At 71.1% G+C, this 25,080-nt stretch carries 23 protein-coding genes; 9 read left to right on the plus strand and 14 right to left on the minus strand.

The genetic code is table 11. From position 1 onward, the window contains the following. Nucleotides 1-142: 142 nt before the first annotated feature. The 14 genes from hemA to bchF form a co-directional block, all read right to left on the minus strand. A complete protein-coding gene (hemA, locus tag ACXJKQ_RS14415; RefSeq protein ID WP_457106413.1) occupies nt 143-1,360 on the minus strand; it encodes a 5-aminolevulinate synthase in 1,218 nt (405 codons plus the stop codon). Nucleotides 1,361-1,472: 112 nt separating this feature from the next. Next, nucleotides 1,473-2,267: a putative photosynthetic complex assembly protein PuhE gene (puhE, locus tag ACXJKQ_RS14420; RefSeq protein ID WP_457106414.1), complete on the minus strand. Its 795-nt coding sequence runs from the start codon at nt 2,265-2,267 to the stop codon at nt 1,473-1,475. A 1-nt stretch (nt 2,268) separates the two neighbouring features. Next, a complete protein-coding gene (gene acsF, locus ACXJKQ_RS14425) occupies nt 2,269-3,357 on the minus strand; it encodes a magnesium-protoporphyrin IX monomethyl ester (oxidative) cyclase (protein ID WP_457106415.1) in 1,089 nt (362 codons plus the stop codon). Continuing rightward, complete coding sequence (locus tag ACXJKQ_RS14430; RefSeq protein ID WP_457106505.1) at nt 3,354-3,650, minus strand: hypothetical protein; 297 nt, start codon at nt 3,648-3,650, stop codon at nt 3,354-3,356. Before ACXJKQ_RS14430 ends, acsF begins: the two co-directional genes overlap by 4 nt. Beyond that, the gene (puhC, locus tag ACXJKQ_RS14435; protein WP_457106416.1) at nt 3,650-4,150 is read right to left on the minus strand and encodes a photosynthetic complex assembly protein PuhC; all 501 of its coding nucleotides are present in this window, start codon (nt 4,148-4,150) and stop codon (nt 3,650-3,652) included. Before puhC ends, ACXJKQ_RS14430 begins: the two co-directional genes overlap by 1 nt. Nucleotides 4,151-4,161: 11 nt before the next feature. After that, entirely contained in the window at nt 4,162-4,812 is a 651-nt protein-coding gene (gene puhB, locus ACXJKQ_RS14440) for a photosynthetic complex putative assembly protein PuhB (RefSeq protein WP_457106417.1), read from the minus strand. Beyond that, a complete protein-coding gene (gene puhA / locus ACXJKQ_RS14445) occupies nt 4,809-5,588 on the minus strand; it encodes a photosynthetic reaction center subunit H (protein ID WP_457106418.1) in 780 nt (259 codons plus the stop codon). Before puhA ends, puhB begins: the two co-directional genes overlap by 4 nt. Before the next feature lie 18 nt (nt 5,589-5,606). After that, a complete protein-coding gene (locus ACXJKQ_RS14450; protein ID WP_457106419.1) occupies nt 5,607-7,037 on the minus strand; it encodes a BCD family MFS transporter in 1,431 nt (476 codons plus the stop codon). Continuing rightward, the gene (gene bchM / locus ACXJKQ_RS14455) at nt 7,034-7,789 is read right to left on the minus strand and encodes a magnesium protoporphyrin IX methyltransferase (RefSeq protein WP_457106420.1); all 756 of its coding nucleotides are present in this window, start codon (nt 7,787-7,789) and stop codon (nt 7,034-7,036) included. Before bchM ends, ACXJKQ_RS14450 begins: the two co-directional genes overlap by 4 nt. A 16-nt stretch (nt 7,790-7,805) precedes the next feature. After that, nucleotides 7,806-8,699, minus strand: a complete 894-nt coding sequence (gene bchL / locus ACXJKQ_RS14460; protein ID WP_457106421.1) for a ferredoxin:protochlorophyllide reductase (ATP-dependent) iron-sulfur ATP-binding protein — start codon at nt 8,697-8,699, stop codon at nt 7,806-7,808. After that, nucleotides 8,696-12,400, minus strand: a complete 3,705-nt coding sequence (locus tag ACXJKQ_RS14465; RefSeq protein WP_457106422.1) for a magnesium chelatase subunit H — start codon at nt 12,398-12,400, stop codon at nt 8,696-8,698. The genes bchL and ACXJKQ_RS14465 overlap by 4 nt, the downstream gene beginning before the upstream one ends. Further along, nucleotides 12,375-13,973, minus strand: a complete 1,599-nt coding sequence (gene bchB / locus ACXJKQ_RS14470) for a ferredoxin:protochlorophyllide reductase (ATP-dependent) subunit B (protein ID WP_457106423.1) — start codon at nt 13,971-13,973, stop codon at nt 12,375-12,377. The genes ACXJKQ_RS14465 and bchB overlap by 26 nt, the downstream gene beginning before the upstream one ends. A gap of 4 nt (nt 13,974-13,977) precedes the next feature. Further along, nucleotides 13,978-15,252 (minus strand): ferredoxin:protochlorophyllide reductase (ATP-dependent) subunit N, encoded by a 1,275-nt coding sequence (locus tag ACXJKQ_RS14475; RefSeq protein ID WP_457106424.1) that lies wholly within the window; start codon nt 15,250-15,252, stop codon nt 13,978-13,980. Further along, a complete protein-coding gene (gene bchF, locus ACXJKQ_RS14480; protein WP_457106425.1) occupies nt 15,252-15,755 on the minus strand; it encodes a 2-vinyl bacteriochlorophyllide hydratase in 504 nt (167 codons plus the stop codon). Before bchF ends, ACXJKQ_RS14475 begins: the two co-directional genes overlap by 1 nt. 317 nt (nt 15,756-16,072) lie before the next feature. Between bchF and ACXJKQ_RS14485 the strand changes: the two genes are divergently transcribed. From ACXJKQ_RS14485 to ACXJKQ_RS14525, 9 genes are all read left to right on the plus strand, one after another. Beyond that, the gene (locus ACXJKQ_RS14485) at nt 16,073-16,972 is read left to right on the plus strand and encodes a cobalamin B12-binding domain-containing protein (protein WP_457106426.1); all 900 of its coding nucleotides are present in this window, start codon (nt 16,073-16,075) and stop codon (nt 16,970-16,972) included. 29 nt (nt 16,973-17,001) lie between these two features. Further along, nucleotides 17,002-18,450: a transcriptional regulator PpsR gene (ppsR, locus tag ACXJKQ_RS14490; protein ID WP_457106427.1), complete on the plus strand. Its 1,449-nt coding sequence runs from the start codon at nt 17,002-17,004 to the stop codon at nt 18,448-18,450. Nucleotides 18,451-18,803: 353 nt separating this feature from the next. Further along, nucleotides 18,804-19,688, plus strand: coding sequence for a chlorophyll synthase ChlG (chlG, locus tag ACXJKQ_RS14495; protein WP_457106428.1), 885 nt, complete (start codon nt 18,804-18,806; stop codon nt 19,686-19,688). Beyond that, nucleotides 19,688-21,052 (plus strand): BCD family MFS transporter, encoded by a 1,365-nt coding sequence (locus ACXJKQ_RS14500; RefSeq protein WP_457106429.1) that lies wholly within the window; start codon nt 19,688-19,690, stop codon nt 21,050-21,052. The genes chlG and ACXJKQ_RS14500 overlap by 1 nt, the downstream gene beginning before the upstream one ends. A 4-nt stretch (nt 21,053-21,056) precedes the next feature. Then, entirely contained in the window at nt 21,057-22,280 is a 1,224-nt protein-coding gene (locus ACXJKQ_RS14505; RefSeq protein WP_457106430.1) for a geranylgeranyl diphosphate reductase, read from the plus strand. Further along, nucleotides 22,277-22,777 (plus strand): TspO/MBR family protein, encoded by a 501-nt coding sequence (locus ACXJKQ_RS14510; protein ID WP_457106431.1) that lies wholly within the window; start codon nt 22,277-22,279, stop codon nt 22,775-22,777. The genes ACXJKQ_RS14505 and ACXJKQ_RS14510 overlap by 4 nt, the downstream gene beginning before the upstream one ends. Then, the gene (locus tag ACXJKQ_RS14515) at nt 22,777-23,121 is read left to right on the plus strand and encodes a hypothetical protein (RefSeq protein ID WP_457106432.1); all 345 of its coding nucleotides are present in this window, start codon (nt 22,777-22,779) and stop codon (nt 23,119-23,121) included. Before ACXJKQ_RS14510 ends, ACXJKQ_RS14515 begins: the two co-directional genes overlap by 1 nt. A 37-nt stretch (nt 23,122-23,158) precedes the next feature. Then, complete coding sequence (locus ACXJKQ_RS14520) at nt 23,159-24,748, plus strand: cytochrome c (RefSeq protein ID WP_457106433.1); 1,590 nt, start codon at nt 23,159-23,161, stop codon at nt 24,746-24,748. A gap of 155 nt (nt 24,749-24,903) precedes the next feature. Further along, complete coding sequence (locus tag ACXJKQ_RS14525; RefSeq protein ID WP_012318839.1) at nt 24,904-25,077, plus strand: YqaE/Pmp3 family membrane protein; 174 nt, start codon at nt 24,904-24,906, stop codon at nt 25,075-25,077. Nucleotides 25,078-25,080: the final 3 nt, after the last annotated feature.

Here is a 25,080-nt window from a genome sequence, read left to right on the forward strand (position 1 = left end):
GAGATCCGCTTCGTGTCTGCCCAGGGCGGGCAAGCCCGATCTGGGTGGGGAGGAGCCGGAGGTGGGGGTGGTACAACATCGAGCGGAGCGGTGCCGCCTGCACCACCCCTACCCCTCCCCGCAAGGGGAGGGGACGAGCGCCCTACTCCGCGGCCTTCTGCCGGAGCCCGATCCGTCCCCAGATCGTGGTGAGCGCCTCGACGAGACGGGCGATGTCGGCATCCGTATGCAGCGGCGACGGGGTGATCCGCAGGCGCTCCGTGCCGCGGGCCACCGTCGGGTAGTTGATCGGCTGCACGTAGATGCCGAACTCGTCGAGCAGGGTGTCGGAGATTCCCTTGCACAGCACGGGGTCGCAGACCATCACCGGCACGATGTGGCTGTCGTTGGGCATGGTCGGGATGTCGGCGGCTTCCAGCGCCTGCCGGACCTTCGCCACGCGCTCCTGGTGCCGGGCGCGCTCGGTGCCGCTCGTCTTCAGGTGGCGGATCGAGGCCGCCGCGCCCGCCGCGACGGCCGGGGGCAGCGAGGTGGTGAAGATGAAGCCCGAGGCGAAGCTGCGTACGAAGTCGCAGAGCTTCTCGGAGGCCGTGATGTAGCCGCCGTGGACCGCGAACGCCTTGCCCAGCGTGCCCTCGATCACGTCGAGCCGGTGGGCGACTCCGTCCCGCTCCGAGATGCCGCCGCCGCGGGCGCCGTAGAGGCCGACCGCGTGGACCTCGTCCAGGTAGGTGAGTGCCCCGTGGGCCTCGGCCACGTCGCAGATCTCGGCGATCGGCGCGATGTCGCCGTCCATCGAGTAGACCGACTCGAAGGCGACCAGCTTCGGCCGGGCCGGGTCGACCAGTCCGAGCTTGCGGTTCAGATCCTCCGGGTCGTTGTGGCGGAAGATGTGGCGCTCGGCGCGCGAGAACCGGATGCCCTCGATCATCGAGGCGTGGTTCTCGGAATCCGAGAAGACCGCGCAGTTCGGCAGGCGCGACGCCAGGGTGCCGAGCGCCGCCCAGTTCGACACGTAGCCGGAGGTGAACAGCAGGGCCGCCTCCTTGCCGTGGAGGTCGGCGAGTTCCTGCTCCAGCAGCACGTGATAGTGATTCGTGCCCGAGATGTTGCGGGTGCCGCCGGCGCCGGCGCCGCAGCGGTCGATCGCCTCGTGCATCGCCCCGATGACGTTCGGGTGCTGGCCCATGCCGAGATAGTCGTTCGAGCACCAGACCGTGACCGGCCGCGTGCCGCCGGCATGGTGGTGCGTGGCATGCGGGAAGTTGCCGGCATGGCGCTCGAGGTCGGTGAAGACCCGGTAGCGCCCCTCCCGGTGGAGACCGGCGATCTCAGTCCCGAAGAAGGTCTCGTAGTCCATGTCGCCTCTCCCCGAACAAACCCTGCGGGTTGATCCCGCCTGTGACACCGGATTTCGCACAAGACCAGTTCCAGATTGGTGGACGTGCGCCGCCCGGCTGTGATCCCCCGACCTACACGCGATCTGGCGGTCTCGCCGCCTCCCCGGACGCCCGGGCCGGCAGGCTCCAGCGCCACAGCTCCGCCGAGGGCAGCGGCAGCATCAGGAACCAGTGCTCCAGGGTGGCGAGCGCGGTCAGCGTCGCCAGGACCGTGAAGCCGATCAGCTCGTGCTCCAGCAGGTTCGGCCCCAGGGCCGCGCGCCCGAGCAGCGCCGCCGCGATGGTCCCGAGGCTCACCGAGACCGGGAACAGCAGGTTCATCGGCTTCCGCGACAGGTAGCAGGCGAGGTAGCCGAGATGGTCCGGCAGGAATTCGGCGTGGAGGTTGCGGACCCCCAGGAACAGGTTGAGCCGCGCCGAGAGGTTCATCACCACCAGGGTGCCGTAGGTCCACAGGGCGAAGCGGTTGGGGCTGCCCCAGACCAGCGCCAGGATCGCGAGGCCGCCGATCACGATGGCAAATTCGTGCCACAGGCTGGTGGCCAGGGCCGCAAAGAACCGGTCGACCCCCCGCACGCCCGGGGCGCAGGCCACCGGCCGCGGACCCGACAGGAAGCCCATATAGTAGCTCATCTCCTGCCAGCCCCAGACGACGAGCGCCGCCGTGAAGGCCGTGTAGGCCCCCGTCGCGCTCGTGTCGGCGGCGCTGGACCGGATCGCCACAAGGGCGCCGGCGAGCAGCAGGGTCGCCCCGGCCATGCTCCACGGATGCGTCCGCCGCGGGGCGTGGTCGAGCAGCAGGATCAGCCCGGTGGAGAACCACCAGAGCAGAACCGCGTACAGGACCGGGGCGGCGTAGGTCCCCATGCTACCAGACCGGCTGGAGGCGGATGTCGGCCGGCAGGGCGTTGGCCTTGACGGGCAGAAGATACAACCGGGCGAAGGTCGCGGCCGCCCGGGCGGCGTGGAACCCCTGCAGGACCTTGCCGACGGGGCCGCCCCGCGCCTTGGCGTCGGCGATCGCCCGGGAGCAGGCGAGCAGCCGGTCGAGCCCCGCCTTGAACTTCGGGTTGTCGAGGTCGAGCTCCAGCGGGAAGGTCTGCCGGGAGATCTCCGAGGTGATCCGGAAGACCTTGAAGTCGTAGTCGGACGGATCGACGCCGAGCGCCTTGTGGAAGGCCGGGCGGTGATGGTCGCGGACGTACATCGTGGCGAAGACCGCAAGCAGGAAGAACCGGATCCAGTAGCGGTTCACGCCGCTCGTCAGTTTCGGGTTGGCGCGCATCAGCAGCGCGAAGGCCTCGCCGTGGCGGAACTCGTCGTTGCACCACAGCTCGAACCACTTGAAGATCGGATGGATGCGCCGCTCCGGGTGCCGCTCCAGCTCGCGGAAGATCGTGATGTAGCGGGCGTAGCCGATCTTTTCCGACAGATAGGTCGCGTAGAAGATGAATTTCGGCCGGAAGAACGTGTATTTTTTCGACTTGGTGAGGAAGCCAAGGTCCACACCGATGCCGAAATCCTTGAGCGTGTCGTTGATGAAGCCGGCGTGACGGGCCTCGTCGCGACTCATGAAGCCGAACAGCTCCTTGATGTCCTTGTTTTTCGCCCGCTTGCGCATCTCGGCATAGAGGACGCAGCCGGAAAACTCCGCCGTGATGGAGGAGACTAGAAAGTCCAAGAACTCCTTCCGCAGCTCGGGCTCCATCTGCGACAGGTCGCAGTCGAACTCTTCGTTGCGGGTGAAGTGGCGCTTGTTCGGGTCGGCGCGCAGCTCTGCGATGAGCACGTCCCAGTCGCGACGCACCGGCTCGACGTTCGTGCGGTCGAGTTCGACGAAATCGGTGGTGTAGAAGCGGGGCGACAGGAAGGTCGTCTCCTGCGCGGCCTTGGTCGATTCGTTGACCGGCAACTTCGGGACCGGCTGTCCGGTGGGGGGCGCGACGGGAGCGTTCACAGCTTCCTCCTCTCGGAAAAGCTGACCTCGTAGAGTTCGGTCAGCTCGAGATGGGCGATGAGCTTGGTCCAGGCCCGCTCGAGCGGGCCGGCCCGGGTGACGGTGGCGGTGCGGCGCACGGTCAGCCGCTCGCCGTAGGGCACGGATGTCGGCGCATCGTGGACCTGGACCTCGTCGCCGGGCGCGATCTCGAAGCCGGCATCGAGGGTCACGTGCGCGTGCAGGCTCTCGGGGGTCTGCTCGATCTCCACCGTACAGGGCACGGTGACGGTGCGGCTGCCGAACAGGCCCATCACCGGGTCTCCGTCGCGGAGACGCCCGGCGCGGGCATCAGCCGGGCGAAGGCGCCGGCATTGGTGGGGCCGAAGGCCTCCAGGGGCACCTGGCGCCCGGTGGCCTCGTCGGCCAGCGCGAGGCGGCCGTCGTCGAAGCGGGTCAGGCTGAAGGGCTTCTCGGGTCCGAGACCTTCCCGCTGGCGGGCCTGGGCGAGGCCCCGCAGGGTCCCGCGCAGGAAGCCATCCTCGCCGGGGCGGATCCAGGCGACGATGTGCCGGTCGGCGACGTCCCGCAGAGCGATGGAGCCGTCGACCTGATCCTCGGCGCGGAACTCGAGCCGCGCCACCGCCTTGGCGGGCGGCAGGGCGACGAGGCCGACACCCTCGCTCCGGCCGATCAGGACCGCCAGCATGGTGAAGCCCATCAGCGCGCCGGCGCCGATCATCAGCAGCGCCGGTGCCGGTCCCGCGGCCGCCGACCCCAAGGCCCGGCCGGCGCCCTCCGCCCGCTCGCCCATCGCGTCCCTCCCTACTCGGCCGCGACGAGGCGACCGGGATTCTCGTCCGCTCGGCCCAGGCGGGTGACCCGCATCGGCGGCGCGGTGCCGTCGGCATGGGCCTCCAGGGCTCGCGCCAGCAGCGTCGCCACCGCCTCCGCGTCCGGCACGGAGCGCAGCATGGGCTCTGTCCGCGCGAGACACCAGGGCCGGGCATGCGGCCAGAGCTGAAGGTAGGCGATACGGATGCCCGACCGCAACCGCAGCGGTAGGTCGCCGCTGCCATCCGTGAAGGCACGCAGCGACGCGGTGTCGATCTGCGCGAAGGGCAGGTTGTGGGTCACCGGCAGGGCGATGCCGGCCTGGAGCACGACGCGGCGGTTGGTCACCGTGTAGAGCGTCGTCCGGTGCGTGAGCCACGCGAGGAGCCAGAGCAGCCCGACGGCACCGGACCCGATCAGCAGCGTCGGTCCCACCACCCGCAGCGCCGCGGCGGGCGTGCCGGCCGCGAGGCCGAAGGCCAGGGCGCAGACCGCGAACCACGCGATCACCAGACGGGCGTGGAACACCCGGACCAGCAGGCCCGCGGTGGCCGGCGCACCCTGCCAGAGGATGCGCTCGCCCGCCGGCAGCGGGCCGGGCAAACCCCGCAGGGTGCCCTCGGGGAGGAAGTCGCCGCTCATATCAGGGGCTCCGCCCGGGCCGGCGTGGCGTAGAGCGTGCCGGCGCCGAAATACGAGATGATCCGCTCCTCCTCCAGGAAGGTCACGCTGTCGGGATCGCGGATCTCCGGGATGTCGGCGAACTGGCTGGCGAGCAGCGCCTCGGTCTTCACCGTCTTGGTGAAGCCGCCGGCCCGGCAGAAGGTGGTCGGCATCAGGCGGCGGCCGCCCGTCGCGAGCTCCACCTCGTAGTAGCGGATCAGCGACTCGCCGCGATCGACCCAGACGTCGCTGATGACGCCCGCCACGGCGTTGTCGGTGCCGAACACCGTCATGCCGATCGGATTCGGGCCGCTCTCGTGCACCACGAAGTTCTTCGCGACGCGCAGGGGCACGATACGGATCTCGTTGTCCCAGGTCCGGTCGTGCACGTCGTGCCGCAGCACCCAGGAGCCGGGTCCGACGCCGGCCTGGAGCGACGTGTCCGTGCGCTCGTAGGGCGCGCCCGGCCAGGGCTCGACCTTGCGGGCGGGGATGCCCGTCTCGATGTCATCTTGGCCGTGCATCGCCTGCGGCGCGTAGGTCGTCTCACCGCCCGGCAGATGGAAGGCCTTGGACCGGGGGATCAGGATCGGATCGACGGTCTTGCGGCGCCCGACCGCTTCGTTCTCGAGCGGATAGCCTTCCCGCCGGTCCTCGCGGCGCAGCCAGAAGACCAGCCCCGCGAAGAAGAGGAAGAAGGCGTAGAGCACGACTTGGGCGACGTCGACGTAGCCCGTAAGTGCGCCGGTTGGCATGGCTGTCCTCCCCGTGTCTCAGGCGGTTCGGCCGGCAAGGTCGCCGGCGATTCGGTCACGATGGTCTGTGCGCGCGTCCTCACGCACCAGCGGTCCGAGCGCGAGGAGCGCGGCGAACAGCAGGGCGATCTCGATGTGGTAGACGATGAGGTAGCCGATCGCGGGCTCGTTCATGCCCTCGCCGAGCACACCCGACTGGGCGATGGCCCCGCCGACGTCGCGCACGAGTCCGCTCGCCGCGATCGAGAGGCCGGCGGCGGTGGCCTGCACGGCGCCCCAGGCGCCGAGGGCGAGCCCGGTATCCTCAGGGCCGGCGCGGTTCATCGAGGCGGTGAGCGTGCCGTGGGCGAACAGGCCGCCGCCGAGCCCGATCAGGCTGACGCCGGCGGCGAACAGGTCGGCCGAGGCCAGCGGCGCGGCGAAGACCACCGCCGAGAAGGCGAGGATCCCGATCCCAACGCCCACCGCCGAGACCCGGAACGGATCGCCCCCGCGCCCGAGCCAGCGTGCCGCCACCAGGAGGCCGAGCCCGCCGCCGGCAGCGAGCAGGGCGGTGAGCGCCGTGGTGGCGCCCACCGACAGGTGCAGGATCTGGCCGCCATAGGGCTCCAGCAGGATGTCCTGCATGGAGAAGCCCGCGGTGCCGAGGCCGATCGCCACGAGGCGCCGCCGGGCGGTGCCCTGGCCCGCATAGGCCTGCCAGGACGACCGGAAGTCGCGCTGCGGGGCCTCGCGGGTGCGGTGGGGATCGCGGGGTTCCTGTTTCCACAGGGCGATCCCGTTGAGGATGATGGTGACCAGCGCCGCGCCCTGGATCACCTGGATCAGCCGCACGGCCGAGAAGTGGGCGAGGAACAGCCCGAACAGCACCGCGCTCGCCATCATGCCGAACAGCAGCGCCGCGCAGAGCAGGGCCACGACCTTCGGCCGCGCATGCGCCGGGGCGAGGTCGGTGGCGAGGGCGAGGCCCACGGTCTGGGTGGTGTGCAGGCCAGCCCCGACCAGCAGGAAGGCGAGCGCCGCCGCGAGGTCGCCGACCCAGAGCGGCCCGGTCGTGTCCCCCGACAGGATCAGCAGGGCGAAGGGCATGATCGCCAGGCCGCCGAACTGCAGCAGCGTGCCGAACCAGATGTAGGGCACCCGCCGCCAGCCCAGCACCGAGCGGTGCGTGTCCGAGCGGAAGCCGACCAGCGCCCGCAGGGGGGCGAAGACCAGCGGCAGCGCCAGCATCATGGCGACGATCCAGGCCGGCACGGCGAGTTCGACGATCATCACCCGGTTCAGGGTGCCGATCAGCAGCACCGCCGCCATGCCGACGGTGACCTGGAACAGGGCGAGGCGCAGGAGGCGTCCCAGGGGCAGCTCGACCGTGGCGGCGTCCGCGAAGGGCAGGATTGCCGGACCGAGGCGCATGAGGGCGCGGGTGAGTTTCTGGGATGCAGCGGTCATGATCGCGCCCCGGGTACCGCTGGGTTCCCTCCCCCCTCTGCGGGGGACGGGACAGCGCGGGACAGCGCGATCGCGTTCGACAGATAGAAGCCGCTGTTGATCCTGTGGCTCCGCGTCCAGCTGAGCCCGTCGAGGGCGGAGTCCGAAGCGATCCGCCGCCGCAGCCCGCCCTCGGTCACCGGCACGATGGCGGGCGAGCGGTCGCCGCGGGGAAACAGCTTCCCGGCGGCGTGCATCACGGTCAGCAGCGCCGTCCGCGGCGCCACGGTGAACAGCACCGACCCGTCCGTGCGCGCGCCCAGTGCCGCCAGCGCCCGGACGATGTCGGCGGCCCGGTAATGGATCAGCGAATCCATCGCCACCACGTGGTCGAACCGCCCGAGATTCGGATCGAGCATGTCGCCCACACGGAAATCGATGCGCCCGCCGCCGGGGATCTCCGGGAGCCGCTCGCGGGCGAGCCCGACCAGCGTCGGCGAGACGTCGATGGCGACCACCTCCGCGCCGCGGCGCGCCGCCTCGACGCTGAGCGCCCCGGTGCCGCAGCCGGCATCGAGCAGGCGCAGGCCGGTCATGTCGGCCGGCAGCCAGGAGAGGAGCGTCGCCCGCATGGCGTCGCGCCCCGCCCGAACCGTGGCGCGGATCCGGCTCACCGGGGCGTCCGAGGTCAGGCGCGACCACGCCTCCACCGCGGTGCGGTCGAAGTAGGTGGTCAATTCGCCCCGGCGGGCGTCGTAGCTGGCGCTGGCCATCGGTCGGACCCCAAACTCAATCGAAACCGAGGAACTCGAACAGGTCGCGGTCCTTCATCGGGACCGCCTCGCAGGGCTCGGCACCCGACCAGAGCGTCTCGGCGAGCCGCATGTACTCGGCGGTCACGGCGTCGAGCTCCGGGGACGAGTCCATCTCGAACAGGGTCGACTTCTTGAGCCGCGAGCGCCGGACGATGTCGAGGTCAGGGAAATGGGCGAGCCGCCGCAGCCCGACCGCGTCGTTGAACCGGTCGATCTCGTCGGTCTTGGCCGAGCGGTTGGCGATGACGCCGCCCAGGCGCACCGGGTAGTTCTTCGACTTGGCGTGGATCGCCGCCACGATCCGGTTCATGGCGAAGATCGAGTCGAAATCGTTGGCGGTGACGATCAGCGCCTGGTCGGCGTGCTGGAGCGGCGAGGCGAAGCCGCCGCAGACCACGTCGCCCAGCACGTCGAACACCACGACGTCGGTGTCCTCCAGGAGGTGGTGCTCCTTGAGGAGCTTCACCGTCTGGCCGACCACGTAGCCGCCGCAGCCGGTGCCGGCCGGCGGCCCGCCGGCCTCGACGCACATCACGCCGTTGTAGCCCTCGACCACGAAATCCTCGACGCGCAGCTCCTCGGAGTGGAAGTTCACCGCCTCCAGGGCGTCGATCACCGTCGGGGCGAGGCGCTTGGTGAGCGTGAAGGTCGAGTCGTGCTTCGGGTCGCAGCCGATCTGCAGCACCCGCTTGCCGAGCTTCGAGAAGGCCACCGACAGGTTCGACGAGGTCGTCGACTTGCCGATGCCGCCCTTGCCGTAGACCGCGAAGACCTTCGCGGTCTCGATCTTCAGGTCCGGATCGAGGGCGACCTGGACGCTGCCTTCTTCCTTCCGGGCGATGACCGGATTGCGGATGGCGATGTTCATGCGGCGACTCCTGTGGTGACGCCTTCGAGACGATCCTCCAGCTCCTCCTCGGCCCGGTCGAGGGCCTCCCGCATCTCTGCGTTGGGAGTCCAGAAGCCGCGCCGGTGGGCCTCGATCAGCCTTTGGGCGACCTTGGCGGAGGCGGTGGGGTTGAGGGCCGCCATGCGCTCGCGCATGGCGGGGTCGAGGACGTAGGTCTCGGTGATCCGCTCGTAGATCCAGGGCTGGACCGCGTTGGCGGTGGCCGACCAGCCGACCGTGTTGGTCAGGTGGGTCTCGATCTGGCGCACGCCCTCGTAGCCGTGGCCGAGCAGGCCCTCGTACCATTTCGGGTTGAGCATCCGGGTGCGGGTCTCCAGCGCCACCTGCTCCTCCAGGGAGCGGACGCGCCCCTCCCCGCGGGTCTGGTCGCTGATGTAGATCGGCACCGACTCGCCCTTGGCCCGGGCGACCGCCCGGCCCATGCCGCCGAGGCCGTCGAAGTAGTGATCGACGGAGGTGACGCCGACCTCGACCGAGTCGAGGTTCTGGTAGGCCATGTCGACGGAGGCGAGCACCGCCTGCATCAGGGCGCGCTGCGGCGCCGGGCGGCCGGTGCGGCCGTACGCGAAGCTCTTGCGGCGCGAGAAGGTCTCGCACAGCTCGGCGTCGTCATCCCAGTTCCCGGAATCGACCAGGTGGTTGACGTTGGCGCCGTAGGCTCCCTCGGCGTTGGAGAAGACCCGCAGGGACGCGGTCTCCAGATCGCAGCCCTGCTCGATCTGGATCGCCAGGGCGTGCTTGCGGACGAAGTTCTGCTCCAGCGGCTCGTCCGCGGTGGCGGCGAGGTACGACGCTTCAGCCAGGAGCTTTGTCTGCAAGGGTAGCAGATCGCGAAAAATGCCCGAGAGGGTGACCACCGCGTCGATGCGCGGGCGGCCGAGGGTTTCCAGGGGGATCAACTCGGCGCCGCTGAGCCGGCCGTAGCCGTCGAAGCGGGGGCTTGCGCCGATCAGCGCGAGCGCCTGGGCGATCGGGCCGCCCTCGCTCTTGAGGTTGTCGGTGCCCCACAGGACCAGGGCGACGCTCTCCGGGCAGGGCTTCCCGTCCGCGGCGAAGCGCTCGAGGATGCGGGCCACCTGCCGGGCGCCGTCGGCCACCGCGAAGGCCGAGGGCAGGCGGTAGGGATCGAAACCGTGGAGGTTGCGGCCCGTCGGCAGGATCGCGGGATTGCGCAGCAGGTCGCCGCCGGCCACCGGCGGCACGAAGCGGCCGTCGAGCGCCCGCAGCAGCGCGGGGACCTCGTGGTCCCGCGCGAGCAGCCGGTCGGTCTCGGCGAGGCTCGCGAAGGCGGCGCGGGCCACCTYGTCGGCGGGCAGGCCGGAGGCCTTCAGCGCGGCCTCGACGCCATGGCCGGCGACGAGCGCTTCGATCCCTGCCCGCTCCGACTGAACGCCGTGCGCCGACTCGGCCAGGGCCAGCAGCAGGTCGATCCGCTCTTCTGCCGGCGTCCCCGCGCCAACCACGTGGAGCCCGTGCGGGATCAGTGTCTGTTCCAGCTCCTGCAGCGCAGTCCAGAGGCCGGCGACATGGGTGCCGAGGTCGCCGGTCCAGGCCGGCTCGGCCGCCACAAGGTCGACCGCCGCGCCCTGCTGCTGGATCAGCTCGGCGAGGCTGCCGCGCTCGGCCGCGGCTTCGAGATCGAGGCCGCGCCAGCGCTCGATCGAGCTCTTCAGATCGATCAGCCCGCGGTAGAGCCCGGCCGCCGCGAGGCTCGGGGTCAGGTAGCTCACCAGCGTGGCCGCTGAGCGGCGCTTGGCGAGCGTTCCCTCCGACGGGTTGTTGGCCGCGTAGAGGTAGACGTTGGGCAGAGCGCCGATCAGCCGCTCCGGCCAGCACGCCTCGGACAGGCCGGTCTGCTTGCCGGGCATGAATTCGAGCGCCCCGTGGGTGCCGAAATGCAGCACGGCGTCGGCGGCGAAATCCTCGCGCAGGTAGCGGTAGAAAGCCGAGAAGGCGTGGGTCGGCGCGAAGCCGCGCTCGAACAGCAGCCGCATCGGGTCGCCCTCGTAGCCGAAGGCGGGCTGGACCCCGACGAGGACGTTGCCGAACTGCGCTCCGAGCACGAAGATCTCGGCGCCGTTGGTCTGGTGGCGGCCCGGCGCCGGGCCCCACTGCGTCTCGATCTCGGCGAGGTAAGTCTCGCGCCGCAGATGATCCTCCGCCGGGATGCGGGCGTGGACGTTGGCCTGGGTGCCGTAACGCTTGGCGTTCCCGTCGAGGATACGCTCGCGCAGGGCATCGACGCTCTCAGGGACCTCCACGGCGTAGCCGTCGGCCGCCAACCCCTTCAGTGTGTTGAGGAGCGAGGCGTAGACCGACAGGAACGCCGCCGTGCCGGTGGCGCCGGCATTCGGCGGGAAGTTGAATAGCACCACGGCGAGCCGGCGCTCGGCTTTCGCGGTCCGGCGCAGGGACACGAGCTGCGTGACCCGCTCGGCGAGGCGCGCGGCCCGCTCGGGGTGGACCCGCATGTCCCGGGCATTGTCGCTGCCCGATGCGGCGGAGCGGCCGCCGAACACCATCGGGGCGGTGGCGCCGTCGAGTTCGGGGATGGCGACCATCATGGTGGCTTCCACCGGCGAGAGTCCGCGCTCGCCCGCCTCCCACTGCTCCAGCGTCTGGAACTCCAGCGCCTGGGCGGCGAGGTAGGGCACGTCGAGGGCAGTCAGCATCGCCTCGGCGGAAGCGGCATCGTTGTAGGCGGGGCCGCCGACCAGGGAGAAGCCGGTGAGGGATACGAGGGCGTCGATGCAGGCACGCCCGTCCTTCATGAAGAAGGACTCCACCGCCGGGCGGTTGTCGAGGCCGCTGGCGAAGGCCGGCACCACGTCGAGCCCCTTCGCCTCCAGGGCCGCGATGACGCCGTCGTAATGGGCGGTGTTGCCGGCGAGCACGTAGCTGCGCATCACCAGGAGTCCGACGCGGCCCTTCGCGCCGGGGAGGCGCGGCAGCCGGGACGGGTCGGCGCCGATCCGGCCGGGCAGGCGCGGGTGGTAGAGGCCGGTCTCGGGGTAGTCGAGGGGCGCGGGGGCCGCCGGCCCGTCGCGCCACGCCGCCCGCTCGCCCGCCGCGTAGCGGTGCACGAGGAAGCGCACCAGGGCGGCGACGTTCTCGTCGGAGCCCGCCAGCCAGTATTGCAGGGTGAGGAAGTAGGCGCGCACGTCCTGCGCCGAACCCGGGATGAAGCGCAGGATCTTCGGCAGCTTGCGCACGAGTGCCATCTGACGGCCGGCATTGCCCTGCTGGCCCGGCTTGCCGCGCAGCTTCTTCAGGAAATCGAGGGCGCCGCGCTTGTTGCCGCTCATGTCGAAGCGGCCGAGCCGCGTCGTCTTCACCACGTCGCTCGCCGAGAGGCAGCCGATCATCGCGTCGCAGGCCTCGCGCCGGGCCGCGAGCGCCGGCAGGATCGCCCGGACATGCTCGTCCATGAACAGCATGGCCGAGAGCACGATGTCGGCCTGTGCGATGTCGGCCCGGCAGTCTTCCAGGGTCGACGGGTCGGTCTCCCACTCGGCCGCCGCGTGGAAGCCCAGCACCAGTCCGGGCATCTCGGACCGGAGCCGCAGGCGCGCCCGTTCCACCGCGCTCGCCAAGTGATTGTCGAGCGTGACGATGGCGACGCGGATCGGCGGCCTAGCGGCCGTAATGCGCTTTGGCATCGTAGAGGGTCTCGATGGTGATGAGCGGCAGGTGCCGCTCTCGGGCGAAGGTCTCGGTGTTGGTGCGGGCCTTGCCGCGCACGAAGAACGGGATCTTTTTCAGTTCCTTCTCGGCTTCCGGCGACCACGCGGCCGCCACCGCCCTGTTCAGCAGGATCGGAACGGGCGCCGGCGTCGGAGGGGTGTCGGCCGGCGCCCGTTCTTCGGCCTCGAGCGCCCCGTCCGCCGGAGTCCCGAAGGACTTGCCGCCGAGATGCGAGGGGCCGACGCCGTCGTGGAATTCGGGATCCTCCCGGAACATGCCGAGGAGGTGCTCCTCGAGGCCCATCATCAGCGGATGGACCAGGGTGTCGAACAGGACGTTGGCGCCTTCGAACCCCATCTGCGGCGCGTAGCGGGCCGGGAAGTCCTGAACGTGGACCGGCGCCGAGATCACCGCACAGGGGATGCCGAGCCGCTTGGCGACGTGGCGCTCCATCTGGGTGCCGAGCACCAGTTCCGGCGCGGCGGCGCGGATCGCCGCCTCGACGTCGAGGTAGTCGTCGGTGATCAGCGCCTCGATCCCGTGCTCGGCCGCCTCGGCGCGGACCTCGCGGGCGAATTCGCGGCTGTAGGTGCCGAGGCCGACCACGGTGAAGCCGAGTTCGCGCGCCGCGACCCGGGCGATGCCGATGGCGTGGGTCGCGTCGCCGAACACGAAGACGCGCTTGGCCGTCAGGTAGGTCGAATCGACCGAGCGGGAGTACCAGGGCAGGCGCGAGCCCGGGCCGTCGAGCACGGGCGCCGGATCGATTCCGGCGATCTCCGCCACCTCGGCGACGAACCGGCGCGTGCCGCCGACGCCAATCGGCAGGGTCTGCGTGAACGGCTGCCCGAAGCTCTTCTTCAGGTATTCCGCGGCCGACCGGGCGGTCTCGGGGTAGAGCACGACGTTGAAATCGGCGTCCCCGAGGCGGCCGAGGTCGGCCGGCGAGGCCCCCAGCGGGGCGACGATGTTGGCGGCGATCCCGAGGGAATCGAGCAGGCGGCGGATCTCGATCAGGTCGTCCCGGTGGCGGAAGCCCAAGGCCGTCGGCCCGAGGATGTTGCAGAGCGGGCGCCGACCGGGCTCGCGCGCCGGACGCGGGGCCGGCGGACCCGCGAGCGCCCGGACGAGGCGATAGAAGGTCTCCGAGGCGCCCCAGTTCTCCTTCTTCTGGTAGGCGGGCAGCTCCAGCGGGATCACCGGGATCGGCAGGTCGAGGGCCTTGGCGAGACCGCCTGGATCGTCCTGGATCAGCTCGGCGGTGCAGGAGGCGCCGACGATCATCGCCTGCGGCTGGAAGCGCGTGTAGGCGGCGGCCACCGAGGTCTTGAACAGCTCGGCCGTGTCGCGGCCGAGATCCTGCGCCCGGAAGGTCGTGTAGGTGACGGGCGGGCGGGCGTCCCGCCGCTCGATCATCGTGAACAGCAGGTCGGCGTAGGTGTCGCCCTGCGGCGCGTGCAGCACGTAGTGCAGCCCGGTCATCGCCGTGGCGACGCGCATGGCGCCGATGTGGGGAGGACCCTCGTAGGTCCAGAGGGTGAGCTGCATGGCGCTACACCTCCAGCAGGGCGCGGCGCCGGAGCGGGCGCACGAACAGCTCGGCGAGGTCGCCGGCCTGCTCGTAGCCCTGCACGGGCGTGAACAGCAGCTCGATCGACCACTTGGTCGACAGTCCCTCCGCCTCCAGCGGGTTGGCGAGGCCGAGGCCGCAGACCGTGAGGTCCGGGCGCGCCGCCCGGCAGCGGTCCATCTGGTCGTCGAGGCTCTGGCCCTCGGTCACCCGCGTGCCCTGGGGCAGCATCTCGATCTCGGCGGCGAGATGCGCCCGATGCAGGTAGGGCGTCCCGACCTCCACGAGGTCTGCGCCGAGCTCCCGGGCGAGGAAGCGGGCGAGGGGCACCTCCAGCTGCGAATCGGGGAAGAAGAACACGCGCTTGCCCGCGAGCTTTTCGCGGTGGGGTGCGAGGGCGGTCTCGGCCCGGGTGCGGCCCGGGGCCGTCGCCCGGTCGAAGACGGCCTCGGCGACGCCGAACGCCTCGGCGGCCGCCCGCAGCCAGCCGGTCGTGCCCTCGGCGCCGAGCGGGAACGGCGCGGGGAGCCGGCGGGCGCCGCGTTCCTCGAGGGCGCGGGCCGTGTCGGCCAGGAACGGCTGGGCCAGGAGATAGCGCGTGTTGCGCCCGACCGCCGGCATCCTGCCGGCCCGGCGGGCGGGCAGGAACCGGACGTCGCCGATTCCCATCGCGGCGAAGATCCGGAGAAACTGGTCCTCCACAACGTCGGCCAGCGCCCCGACGACCAGGAGCGACGGCGCGGCCGTCTCGGCCTCGCCGGGCAGGTCCGGCACCAGGGCGGCGAGACAGGCATCCTCGCCCTGCGTGAACGTCGTCTCGATGCCGGACCCGGAGTAGTTCAGGACCCGCACGGGGGCGAGGCGGCCCGACAGCCGCTGCGCCGCCCGGGACAGGTCGAGCTTGATCACCTCCGACGGGCAGGACCCCACCAGGAACAGGAGCTTGATGTCCGGCCGCCGCTCGATCAGCCGGGTCACCACCCGGTCGAGTTCCTCGTTCGCGTCGGCGATGCCGGCGAGGTCGCGCTCGTCGATGATCGCGGTCGCGAAACGCGGCTCGGCGAAGATCATCACCCCGGCGGCGGACTGGATCAGGTGCGCGCAGGTGCGCGAGCCGACCACGAGGAAGAAGGCGTCCTGGATCTTCCGGTGCAGCCAGACGATGCCGGTGAGCCCGCAGAACACCGCGCGCTGCCCCTGCTCCTGGTGCAGGTCGATGCCGCCGCAGGCGGATTGATGCAGAAGGGGGGCGTTCATCACAGCGCCTCCGCGAGGCGCGGGGCGCGGCTGCCGGCGCCATCCAGGCGGGCGGCGCGCAGCTTCAGCAGGAACTGGCCGGCATTGACCACATAGGTCGCGTAGGCCGCCAGTGCGAGGAGCAGCAGCGCCCGCCCGCCCAGGGCGCCCGTGGCGAGGGCGGCCAGATAGGCCGTGTGGAGGGCCAGCACCAGCATGCTGACCACGTCCTCCCAGAAGAAGGCCGGGGCAAAGAGCCACCGACCGAACACGGCCTTCTCCCAGATCGAGCCGGTGACCATGATCGCGTAGAGCGCCAGCGTCTTCACCACCACCGAGACCTCGGCGGCGAGCAGGCCGTCACCGGTGGCCAGGGTGCGCAGCACCAGGATGAGGCTGATCAGGAAGATCGCGAACTGCAGGGGGGCCAGCACACCCTGGACCAGGGTCCAAGGAGAGGAATCGCGTCGGCGCCGTTCGGCGGACGTGTAGAGCGGTCGTGCCGGCCGGTCCTCGGGACCCATGCATCCGCTCCCTGGTGCTCGGCGTCGCCAACGGCTCCGTCGTTGACAGAGGCTAGGGCTTAGCTCCCAGAAGTGTCAAGTGCGCTTGACGCTTTTGCGATGTGACAGAGGGAGAGATATTTTTCTTCACTTTAGATCATTGCCAAGTTCGACAGGAGGCGTATCGTCGAGTGCGACGGCCGAGATTGCTGCGGTTCGATCGGTCAGATCCGGCAACTGGTGAAGTCGAAGAATAGGCGGGCGAGCAACGCCCCACCCCATGCGCGAGCGGTGCCGCCGGTCCCTTCGGTCCGGGGTCGTCTCAGGGAGGGATGCCGATGGGAAACTGGAGGCATTTCGGTGACCGCCTCGATTCCGGCTCGCCTTTGGCAGGCTGCAGTCCCGTGAGCGGCGGCTTTCCCGTCTTCCGCGACCCGCCCCCGCCCCTGGCCTGGTCCGATCCGCACCAACCCGTTCCGGATTCCATCGCCCGGGTGGTCGAGGCCGAGATCCTGCCCCGACTGATGCTCGCCCATCGTCCCGCCCCCGGGCGTCGCGTGCAGGCCAGCCGCAGACCCAGTCCGCGGGAGATCGCCGATTTCAGCGCCCTGCTCCTGACCGCCGGCCCGGTGGATCTCGATGCCCGGGTGGAGGCCCTGCGCGACGGGGGGCTGCCCCTGGCGCGCCTCCTCCTCGACCTGCTCGCCCCGGCCGCCCGGCATCTCGGCGCCCTCTGGGAGGAGGATGCTTGCGACTTCCTGGCCGTTACGGAGGCGCTCGGGCGTCTCCACGCCGTGAGCCGCCGCCTCTGCGCCGAGCTGGAGCGCGAATCGGTCCTGGCCAACGGGCGCAGCGTCCTTCTGCTGCCCTGCCCTGGGGAGACACACCTGTTCGGCCTGTCGGTCGTCGCGAGCTTCTTCCGGGAGGCTGGCTGGGACGTGACCACGGCGGTACCCGGGCCAGGGGTCGATCCCCTGGACCTGCTCCGGACCGACTGGTTCGACGTGGTCGGCCTGTCGCTGTCCTGCGACGTCCTGCTGCCGGCCCTGGCGGCGACGGTGGCTGATGTGCGCCGCGATTCGCGCAACCGCGAGATCCGCGTGCTGGTCGGCGGCCCCTATTTTGCCCGCTACGGCGGCGAGGCGGGAATCGTCGGGGCGGATGCCTGTGCGGCTGACGCGTGCCTCGCCCCCGCCGCAGCCGAAGCTTTGCTGGACAGACAGGCGTTGGCCTGCTGAAAGGGGCATTCCCCGAAGATCACATTGCGGTGACCGTGACGCCCCAGCCTCGCCCCACCCCGCAGCCGCCGCCCGCGGCCCTGCAGCAGGTGGCCGGCCTCCTCCACGGTGAGGCGGTCGGGCGCATCGTCGCGGCGTCCGCGGACTTATCGCTGATCGTCGATGCCGACGGGGTGATCCGCGACGCCACCGTCGGCACCGATCTCGAGGCGTCGACCGTGGCGGGCTGGCTCGGCCGTCGCTGGATCGACACCGTCACGGTGGAGAGCCGGCCGAAGGTCGACGCCCTCCTGCGCGATGCCCGGGCCGAGGGCATCACCCGCTGGCGCCAGGTCAACCACCCCTCCCCCGACGGCGCCGACCTGCCGATCCGCTACGCCTCGATCCGACCGTCGGAGGGCGGCCCGATCCTCGTTCTCGGGCGCGACATGCGGGCGGTGGCGGCCCTGCAGCGCCGGCTGATGGAGACGCAGCAGGCCCTGGAGCGGGACTACGACCGGCTCCGCGCCGCCGAGACCCGCTACCGGCTTCTGTTCCAGATCTCCGGCGAGCCGGTGCTGGTGGTCGATGCCGGGACGCGTCGGGTGGCCGAGGTCAACCCGGCTGCCGCCCGCCTGATCGGGCGCCCCGCCAAGCGCATCGCCGGCCAGGACGTGGTCGACCTGTTCGATTCCGCCAGCGCCCGAGCCCTCGAGGCTCAGTTCGGCGCCCTCCGGGCGACCGGGCAGGCCGGAGAGATCCGGGTTGCCCTGTCGCATGGACGGGGAGAGGTGACGGTCTCGGCCTCGCTGTTCCGGGGTGAGGGCGGCGCCAGCGTCCTACTGCAGCTGGTCGCCGACCCGGCGGTTGCGGAGGCCGGGCTCGATCAGGAGGCGCCCACGGCCGCGGTGATCGAGGCGATGCCCGAGGGATTCGTGGTCACCGACCCGGCGCGGCGGGTCCTCATGGCCAATGCCGCCTTCCTGGAACTGGCGCAGCTCGCCACCGAGGGGCAGGCGCGGGGCCGCACCCTCGACCACTGGCTCGGCCGCGACGAGTCGGAGGCGCAGGCCCTGTTCGCGACGCTGGTCGATCATGGTGCCGTGCGCCGCTTCGGCACCGTCGTCCGGGGCGCCTACGGCGGCATGGAGGACGTGGAGGTCGCCGCCGTGTCGGTGGCCGGTCTCCGCCCGTGCCTCGGCTTCGCCATCCGGTCCGGCCCGCGGCGGATTCCCGAGGGCCGCCACGTCGGCGTCGGACGAGAGGTGCCGCGTTCGGTGGAGCAGATGGCCGAGCTGGTAGGCCGCGTCTCGATGAAGACCCTGGTGCGCGAGACGACGGACCTGATCGAGAAGCTCTGCATCGAGGCGGCCCTGCGGATCACCCGGGACAACCGGGCCTCCGCGGCCGAGATGCTCGGCCTGAGCCGGCAGGGCCTCTATGCCAAGATGCGCCGCTACGGCGTCGGCGACCTGGACGGCCCGGTCGAAGTGGAGTGAGGCTTAGGGTCGGCAGGAGACCGATTCCGGGCCGATCCATTCCCCGCGGCACTACGCATCCACGGGAGCCGGCGGCCAGTCCGAACCCCTGCGGCCGCCGATCCGCGCCGCGTCAGCGGCCTTGGGATCCGCCGTTGATACCCTGTTCGATCCTGATGGAGATCCCGGCGCCGGAGACGCGCGGAGGACTCGAAAACGGTCCCCAGACCCTGCTCCGGATGCACGGTCCGACCGTGTCTTGCATATTGTATTTTAAGAGATCCGATGTATTCGACCGACAAACCGGTCGGACATTCTGCCGCCGGATGTAAATCTGACTTGACACTTTCCGTGGCGCCGGTAGCCTCGCTGCCATGGCCGCCACGCCCGCCCCGAGTGCAGTCATCGAGCTGCTGAAGCCGATCACGTGGTTCGCGCCGATGTGGGCGTTCGCCTGCGGCGTGATCTCCTCGGGACAGCCCGCGCACGGACAATGGCCGGTGATCGCCGCCGGGGTGCTGCTCGCCGGACCGCTGGTCTGTGCCACCAGCCAGGCGGCCAACGACTGGTTCGACCGCCACGTCGACGCGATCAACGAGCCGAACCGGCCGATTCCCTCCGGGCGCATCCCCGGCCGCTGGGGCCTCTACCTCGCGCTGGGCTGGACGCTGCTGTCGCTCGCGGTGGCCGCCGCCCTCGGGCCGTGGATCCTCGGCGCCGCCCTGTTCGGGCTGGTGCTGGCCTGGATCTATTCCGCGCCCCCCCTGCGCCTGAAGAAGAACGGCTGGTGGGGCAACGCCGCGGTGGGGCTCTGCTACGAGGGGCTGCCCTGGTTCACCGGCGCGGCCGTGATGGCCGCGACCCTGCCCGACCGGCGGGTGCTCGCCGTCGCCCTGCTCTATTCGGCGGGCGCCCACGGCATCATGACGCTCAACGACTTCAAGTCCGTGGAGGGCGACCGGCGGATGGGCCTGCTGTCGCTGCCGGTGCAGCTGGGCTCCGAGCGCGCCGCGCGCTTCGCCTGCCTGGTCATGGCGGTTCCGCAGGTGGTGGTGATCGCCCTTCTCGTCGGTTGGGAGCGGTACTGGCATGCCGGGATCGTGGCGGTGCTGCTCGCCGGCCAGCTCGCTCTGATGGTCCGGTTCCTCGGCAGCCCCCGGGAGCGAGCCGCGTGGTACAACGGCACCGGCACCACGCTCTACGTCCTCGGCATGCTGGTGGCGGCCTTCGCCCTGCGGCCGCTGGTGGGAGGGGCGTGATGGGGTCCGAGGCCCGCGCGCCCATGACGGGCGCCCTCCCGTTCCCGTCCGCGGAGCTCGGCTGGCCCCAGATCGTCCGCCTGGGTCTCGTCCAGACCGCGCTGGGCAGCGTCGTCGTGCTGATGACCGCCACCCTCAACCGGGTGATGGTCGTCGAACTCGCCCTGCCCGCCTTCGTGCCGGGCCTGCTGGTCGCCCTGCACTACGCCGTGCAGGTGCTCCGCCCGCGCTGGGGCTACGGCTCGGACCGGAGCGGCCGGCGCACCGCCTGGATCGTCGGCGGAATGGCCGCGCTCTGCCTCGGCGGGTTCGGGGCGGCCTGCGGGACCGCCCTCGCCGCGGAGAGTCTCGTCCTCGGGCTGGCGCTGGCCGCCCTCTCCTTCCTGTGTGTCGGGATCGGGGTCGGGGCAGCGGGAACCTCGCTCCTGGTTCTGCTGTCGGGGGGCGTCGCGCCGGCCCGGCGGGGGGCGGCCGCCACCATCGTCTGGGTGATGATGATCGTCGGCTTCGCCGTTACGGCGCCGCTCGCCGGCCACTTCCTCGATCCGTTCTCCGGCCTCCGGCTCGTGGCGGTGTCGGGCACCGTCTCGCTCATCGCCTTCGGCATCGCCGCCCTGGCGGTGGCCGGCGTCGAGCGCCGCCTGCCGGCTCGCGTCCCGGAGCCCGAAGCGGCGCGGCGGCCGTTCTTCGCGGTGCTGGCTCACGTCCTCGCCGATCCCGTCGCCCGCACCTTCACGGTCTTCGTCTTCGTCTCGATGCTGGCCTACAGTGCCCAGGAACTGATCCTGGAGCCCTATGCCGGTCTCGTCTTCGCGATGAGTCCGGGCGCCACAACGAAGCTCGCCGGGCTCCAGCACGGCGGCGTGCTCGCCGGTATGCTGCTCGTGGCGGCAGTGACGCTCGCCGCCCGCGGCACCCCCCTCGCCTCCCTGCGGCTCTGGATCGGAATCGGCTGCGCCGGCTCGGCGGCGGCCCTGTTCGCCCTGGCGAGCGGTGCGGCGGGCGGCTCGGACTTCCCGCTGCGGGAGACGGTCTTCGCCCTCGGGGTCGCCAACGGCGCCTACGCGGTCGCCGCCATCGGCTCGATGATGGCGCTGGCCGGCCGCGGCGACGCGCGGGAGCGCGGCACCCGCATGGGCGTCTGGGGCGCCGCGCAGGGCATCGCCTTCGGCGCCGGCGGATTCCTGGGCGCGGTGGCGGTGGACGCCGTCCGGCTCGTCACGGCCGAGCCCGTCCAGGCCTACGCGGCGGTGTTCGCCGCGGAGGGCGTGCTGTTCCTCGTCGCGGTCGCCCTGGCGGCGCGCCTCGAACCCGCTCCGGCACCCGACAGGGTGTCGCTCGATCCTGCCTTCAGCGCGAGGTGAGGCCATGGCCCGGTTGGATGATGCCGACGGCGAAGCGATGTACGACGTCGTTGTGGTCGGCGGCGGCCCGGCCGGCGCCACTGCGGCGACCGACCTCGCCCGCGCCGGCCATACGGTGCTGCTCCTCGACAAGCCGGGCCGGATCAAGCCCTGCGGCGGCGCGATCCCGCCGCGGCTGATCCGCGATTTCGCCATCCCCGATTCGCTCCTCGTCGCCAAGATCCGCGCCGCCCGGATGGTGGCGCCGAGCGGGAAGGCCGTCGACATGCCGGTGGGCGAGGGCTTCGTCGGCATGGTCGACCGGGAATCCTTCGATCCGTGGCTGCGCGCCCGGGCGGAGGAGGCGGGCGCCGATCTGCGCGCCGCCGCCTACGACCGGATCACCCGGCCGGATGACGGGCCGCCGCGCGTCCACTTCACCACCGGCGCCGGCGCAGATCTCGTCCGCGACGCCGTGCGGGCGCGCCTCGTCATCGGCGCCGACGGCGCCTGCTCGCCGGTCGGCCGGGCGGAGGTGCCGGGTCACGCCAAGATGCGGCAGGTCTTCGCCTATCACGAGATCCTCCGGGTGCCGGAGGCCGGCGCTCCAGGGGCCGCCTCCGTCGATGCGACCCGCTGTGACGTCTACTACCAGGGCCGCCACTCGCCGGATTTCTACAGCTGGATCTTCCCCCACGGGGACACACTGAGCATCGGCACCGGCAGCGCCCGGAAGGGTTTTTCCCTCCGCTCGTCGATCCGGGCCTTGCGCGCGGCGACCGGCCTCGACGGGGCCGAGACCCTGCGCCGCGAGGGCGCTCCGCTGCCCCTCAAGCCCCTGAAGCGCTGGGACAACGGCCGGGACGTGCTGCTCGCCGGCGACGCCGCCGGCGTGGTCGCCCCGGCCTCCGGCGAGGGGATCTACTACGCGATGCTCGGCGGCCGCCTCTCGGCTGAGGCGGCCGCCGCCTTCCTGCGGACCGGCGAGGCCCGCGCCCTCGCGGGTGCGCGCAAGCAGTTCATGAGGCTGCACGGGCGCGTGTTCTGGATTCTCGGGATGATGCAGTGGGTCTGGTACCGCAGCGACGGCCTGCGCGAACGCTTCGTCTCGATCTGCCGGGACAAGGACGTCCAGCAGCTCACCTGGGACAGCTACATGAACAAGGAGCTGGTCCGGGCGAAGCCCGCCGCCCACGCGCGGATCTTCTTCAAGGACCTTGCCCACCTGTTCCGCTGGGTCTCGCCGTGAGTGTCTCCCTCGGCGCCGGCTGGGGGCCGCCCGCGGTCGCGGCCGTGGCCGCCGTGCTTGTGGCCGTGGCCGGCGCCGTCGCGACCACCACGGACGGCTGGTATCGGCGCCTGCGCGTACCCGCCTGGAAGCCGCCGGACTGGGCGTTCGGACCGGTCTGGACCGTGATCTTCGCGCTCACCGCGACCGCCGGGGTGCTGGCCTGGACCGGCGATCCCGACCCGGCCGCCCGGGACGCGCTGCTCGCCGCCTACGGGGTGAACGGCGTGCTCAACATCGCCTGGAGCGTCCTGTTCTTCCGCTTCCGCCGGCCCGACTGGGCGCTGGCCGAGGTCGCGGCCCTGTGGCTGTCCATCGCCGTGCTGGTGCTGGTCACCGGCCGCGTGTCCGGCGCGGCCGGGCTCCTGAACCTGCCCTACCTCGCCTGGGTCAGCGTCGCCGCCTGCCTGAACCTGCGGATCGTGCGCCTCAACGCGCCCTTCGGGCAGCCCGCCTGATGGACGGGCTGTTCGCCGCCCTGTTCGCCTCCGGCCGGATCGTCGACGGGATCCTGCTGCTCGTCGCCGGGGAGGCGCTCCTCCTCGCATGGCTCTGCCGCCGGAGCGGCCCGTCACTGCCCGCCCTGCTGGCCAACCTCGCCTCCGGTGCCGCGCTGATGCTGGCCCTGCGGGCGGCGCTGGCGGGGTCCGGCTGGATCGCGGTCGCCGGCTTCCTGCTCGCCGGGCTCGTCGCGCATCTCGCCGACCTCGTTTTGCGGTTCCGGGCGGCCACGGCACAACGCCGCAGCCCGGCGCAGACCGGAACATCGCCGCGAACGGCCGCGTTCACGCGCGTCATCTGATTGAAAGAACTCTAAAGTCCGTTCGGGAGAGGTTGCCATGAAGCGCACGAATGCCCGCCTCTCCGGCTGGGCCTCGACCCCGATCCTGGCAGGCCTGTTCCTGGCCGCGCCCGCCCTGGCGCAGGACGGCTCCCCCGACCAGATCGAGCGCGGCAAGTACCTCGTCACCATGGGCGATTGCGCGGCCTGTCACACGGCGCCCGGCGGCAAGTACCTCGCCGGCAACTACGCGCTGAACATGCCCTTCGGCGTGATCATGACCCCCAATCTGACCCCCGACAAGGAGACCGGACTCGGCGACTACTCCTATGCCGACTTCGAGAAGTCCTTCCGTCAGGGCTACAGCAAGCATGTCGGCTACCTGTACCCGGCCTTCCCGTTCGGTTGGTACACCAAGGTCACCGACGAGGACACCAAGGCGATCTGGGCCTACCTGCAGTCGATCCCGGCGGTGAGCGAGAAGCGCCAGGAGAGCCAGATCCCGTTCCCGTTCAGCGTGCGCACCGCGCTGGTGACGTGGCGGACCGCCTTCTTCACCGAGGAGCGCTTCAAGCCCGACCCCAACGCCAGCGCCGAGGTGAACCGCGGCGCCTACCTCGTCGAGGGGCTCGGCCACTGCGCCATGTGTCACAACGAGAACAAGATCGTCGGCAATTCGAGCTTCGCGGGCCGCTTCGGCGGCGGCGTGATCGACGGCTGGTACGCCCCCAACATCACCCCGGACGGTCACCAGGGCATCGGCGCCTGGACCGACGAGCAAGTGGTGACCTATCTCAAGACCGGCACCGCCCCGGGCAACCGGCCCGGCGTCGCCGCCGGCCCGATGCGCCAGACCATCATGGAATCCCTCTCCAAGGTGAAGGAGGAGGACCTGAAGGCCATGGTCGCCTATCTGCGCACCGTCCCGGCCAAGCAGACCTACAAGCCGAAGGATCTGGCGGTCTTCGACAAGGCGGATGCCCCCGGTGCCTCCACCTACCTCACCTACTGCTCGTCCTGCCACCAGCCCGACGGCAAGGGCATCGAGGGTGCGGTCCCGGCGCTCGCCGGCAACACCTCGGTGATGTCGGAGGGACCCGAGACGGTCCTGCGCGTGATCTATGGCGGCTTGGCCGCCCAGAGCGGGCTCGCCCCGATGGTGGCGATCGGCCAGCAGATGACCGATGTCGAGGTGCGGAACGTCACCGACTACATCCGTAATTCCTGGGGCAACAAGGCCCCGCCGGTGACCGGCGACAAGGCCTCCGACGCCCGGGCCGCCACCAAGACCATGCTGGCCGGCACCGCGCCCTGTGCGGAGATCGAGCAGGACAAGCTCAAGGCCGCCTTCGAGCGGATCGGGGTCGGCGCCACGCTCACGGGTCTGAAGCAGCAGGACTTCGTGCCGACGCTGGTTCGGCTGGTGCCGCAGGTGAAGGCGGCCGACACGGGAGCCACCGACGACGACGTCGTCAACGCCCTGACCACGGCCTTCTGCAAGGTCGGCCGTGACGACCCGCAATACGCCAATCCGAGCTGGCCCGCGGTGATCGGCACCTTCTCCAACGTCGCCTACAGCCAAGTGAAGCATCCGGAGAAGCAGGCGGCGAACGTGCCGACCGCCACGACCCCGCCGGTCAAGAACTAAGGCACCGCCGGTCCGTCCGGGCCTCGCCGGACGGACCGTGCATCCGGGGTCCCGGGTCCACTGCGCGGCCCCGCAATGACGGCGTAGACCCAGGGAACGGATAAAATCGTGTTTCGTTGGAGCCGGGTCGTGCCGACTTCACGCCCGGAGTGCCTGTGTCCAGCCTCGTCCGCATCCTGCTCGCGATCTTCTTCCCGCCGATCGCCGTGCTCGTCACCACAGGCTTCGGCCTGCAGTTCCTGCTGAACATCCTGCTGTGGATCCTCGGCTGGCTGCCGGGTACGGTCCACGCCCTGTGGCTGATGAACCGCGACCGGCCGCTGGTCTGAGCG

It is taken from the genome of Methylobacterium sp. P5_C11 (assembly GCF_054049775.1).

Excerpts from the sequence above, each read along its gene's own strand:
- ACXJKQ_RS14485 (WP_457106426.1), top strand. The coding sequence starts at position 16,073 with ATGGGAAACTGGAGGCATTTCGGTGACCGCCTCGATTCCGGCTCGCCT.
- ACXJKQ_RS14505 (WP_457106430.1), top strand. The coding sequence starts at position 21,057 with ATGGCCCGGTTGGATGATGCCGACGGCGAAGCGATGTACGACGTCGTT.
- chlG (WP_457106428.1), top strand. The coding sequence starts at position 18,804 with ATGGCCGCCACGCCCGCCCCGAGTGCAGTCATCGAGCTGCTGAAGCCG.
- ACXJKQ_RS14475 (WP_457106424.1), bottom strand. The coding sequence starts at position 15,252 with ATGAACGCCCCCCTTCTGCATCAATCCGCCTGCGGCGGCATCGACCTG.
- ACXJKQ_RS14520 (WP_457106433.1), top strand. The coding sequence starts at position 23,159 with ATGAAGCGCACGAATGCCCGCCTCTCCGGCTGGGCCTCGACCCCGATC.
- puhB (WP_457106417.1), bottom strand. The coding sequence starts at position 4,812 with ATGAGCGGCGACTTCCTCCCCGAGGGCACCCTGCGGGGTTTGCCCGGC.
- puhE (WP_457106414.1), bottom strand. The coding sequence starts at position 2,267 with ATGGGGACCTACGCCGCCCCGGTCCTGTACGCGGTTCTGCTCTGGTGG.
- hemA (WP_457106413.1), bottom strand. The coding sequence starts at position 1,360 with ATGGACTACGAGACCTTCTTCGGGACTGAGATCGCCGGTCTCCACCGG.
- bchF (WP_457106425.1), bottom strand. The coding sequence starts at position 15,755 with ATGGGTCCCGAGGACCGGCCGGCACGACCGCTCTACACGTCCGCCGAA.
- ACXJKQ_RS14515 (WP_457106432.1), top strand. The coding sequence starts at position 22,777 with ATGGACGGGCTGTTCGCCGCCCTGTTCGCCTCCGGCCGGATCGTCGAC.
- bchB (WP_457106423.1), bottom strand. The coding sequence starts at position 13,973 with ATGCAGCTCACCCTCTGGACCTACGAGGGTCCTCCCCACATCGGCGCC.
- bchL (WP_457106421.1), bottom strand. The coding sequence starts at position 8,699 with ATGAACATCGCCATCCGCAATCCGGTCATCGCCCGGAAGGAAGAAGGC.
- ACXJKQ_RS14450 (WP_457106419.1), bottom strand. The coding sequence starts at position 7,037 with ATGACCGCTGCATCCCAGAAACTCACCCGCGCCCTCATGCGCCTCGGT.
- ACXJKQ_RS14500 (WP_457106429.1), top strand. The coding sequence starts at position 19,688 with ATGGGGTCCGAGGCCCGCGCGCCCATGACGGGCGCCCTCCCGTTCCCG.
- ACXJKQ_RS14430 (WP_457106505.1), bottom strand. The coding sequence starts at position 3,650 with ATGGGCCTGTTCGGCAGCCGCACCGTCACCGTGCCCTGTACGGTGGAG.
- bchM (WP_457106420.1), bottom strand. The coding sequence starts at position 7,789 with ATGGCCAGCGCCAGCTACGACGCCCGCCGGGGCGAATTGACCACCTAC.
- puhA (WP_457106418.1), bottom strand. The coding sequence starts at position 5,588 with ATGCCAACCGGCGCACTTACGGGCTACGTCGACGTCGCCCAAGTCGTG.
- puhC (WP_457106416.1), bottom strand. The coding sequence starts at position 4,150 with ATGGGCGAGCGGGCGGAGGGCGCCGGCCGGGCCTTGGGGTCGGCGGCC.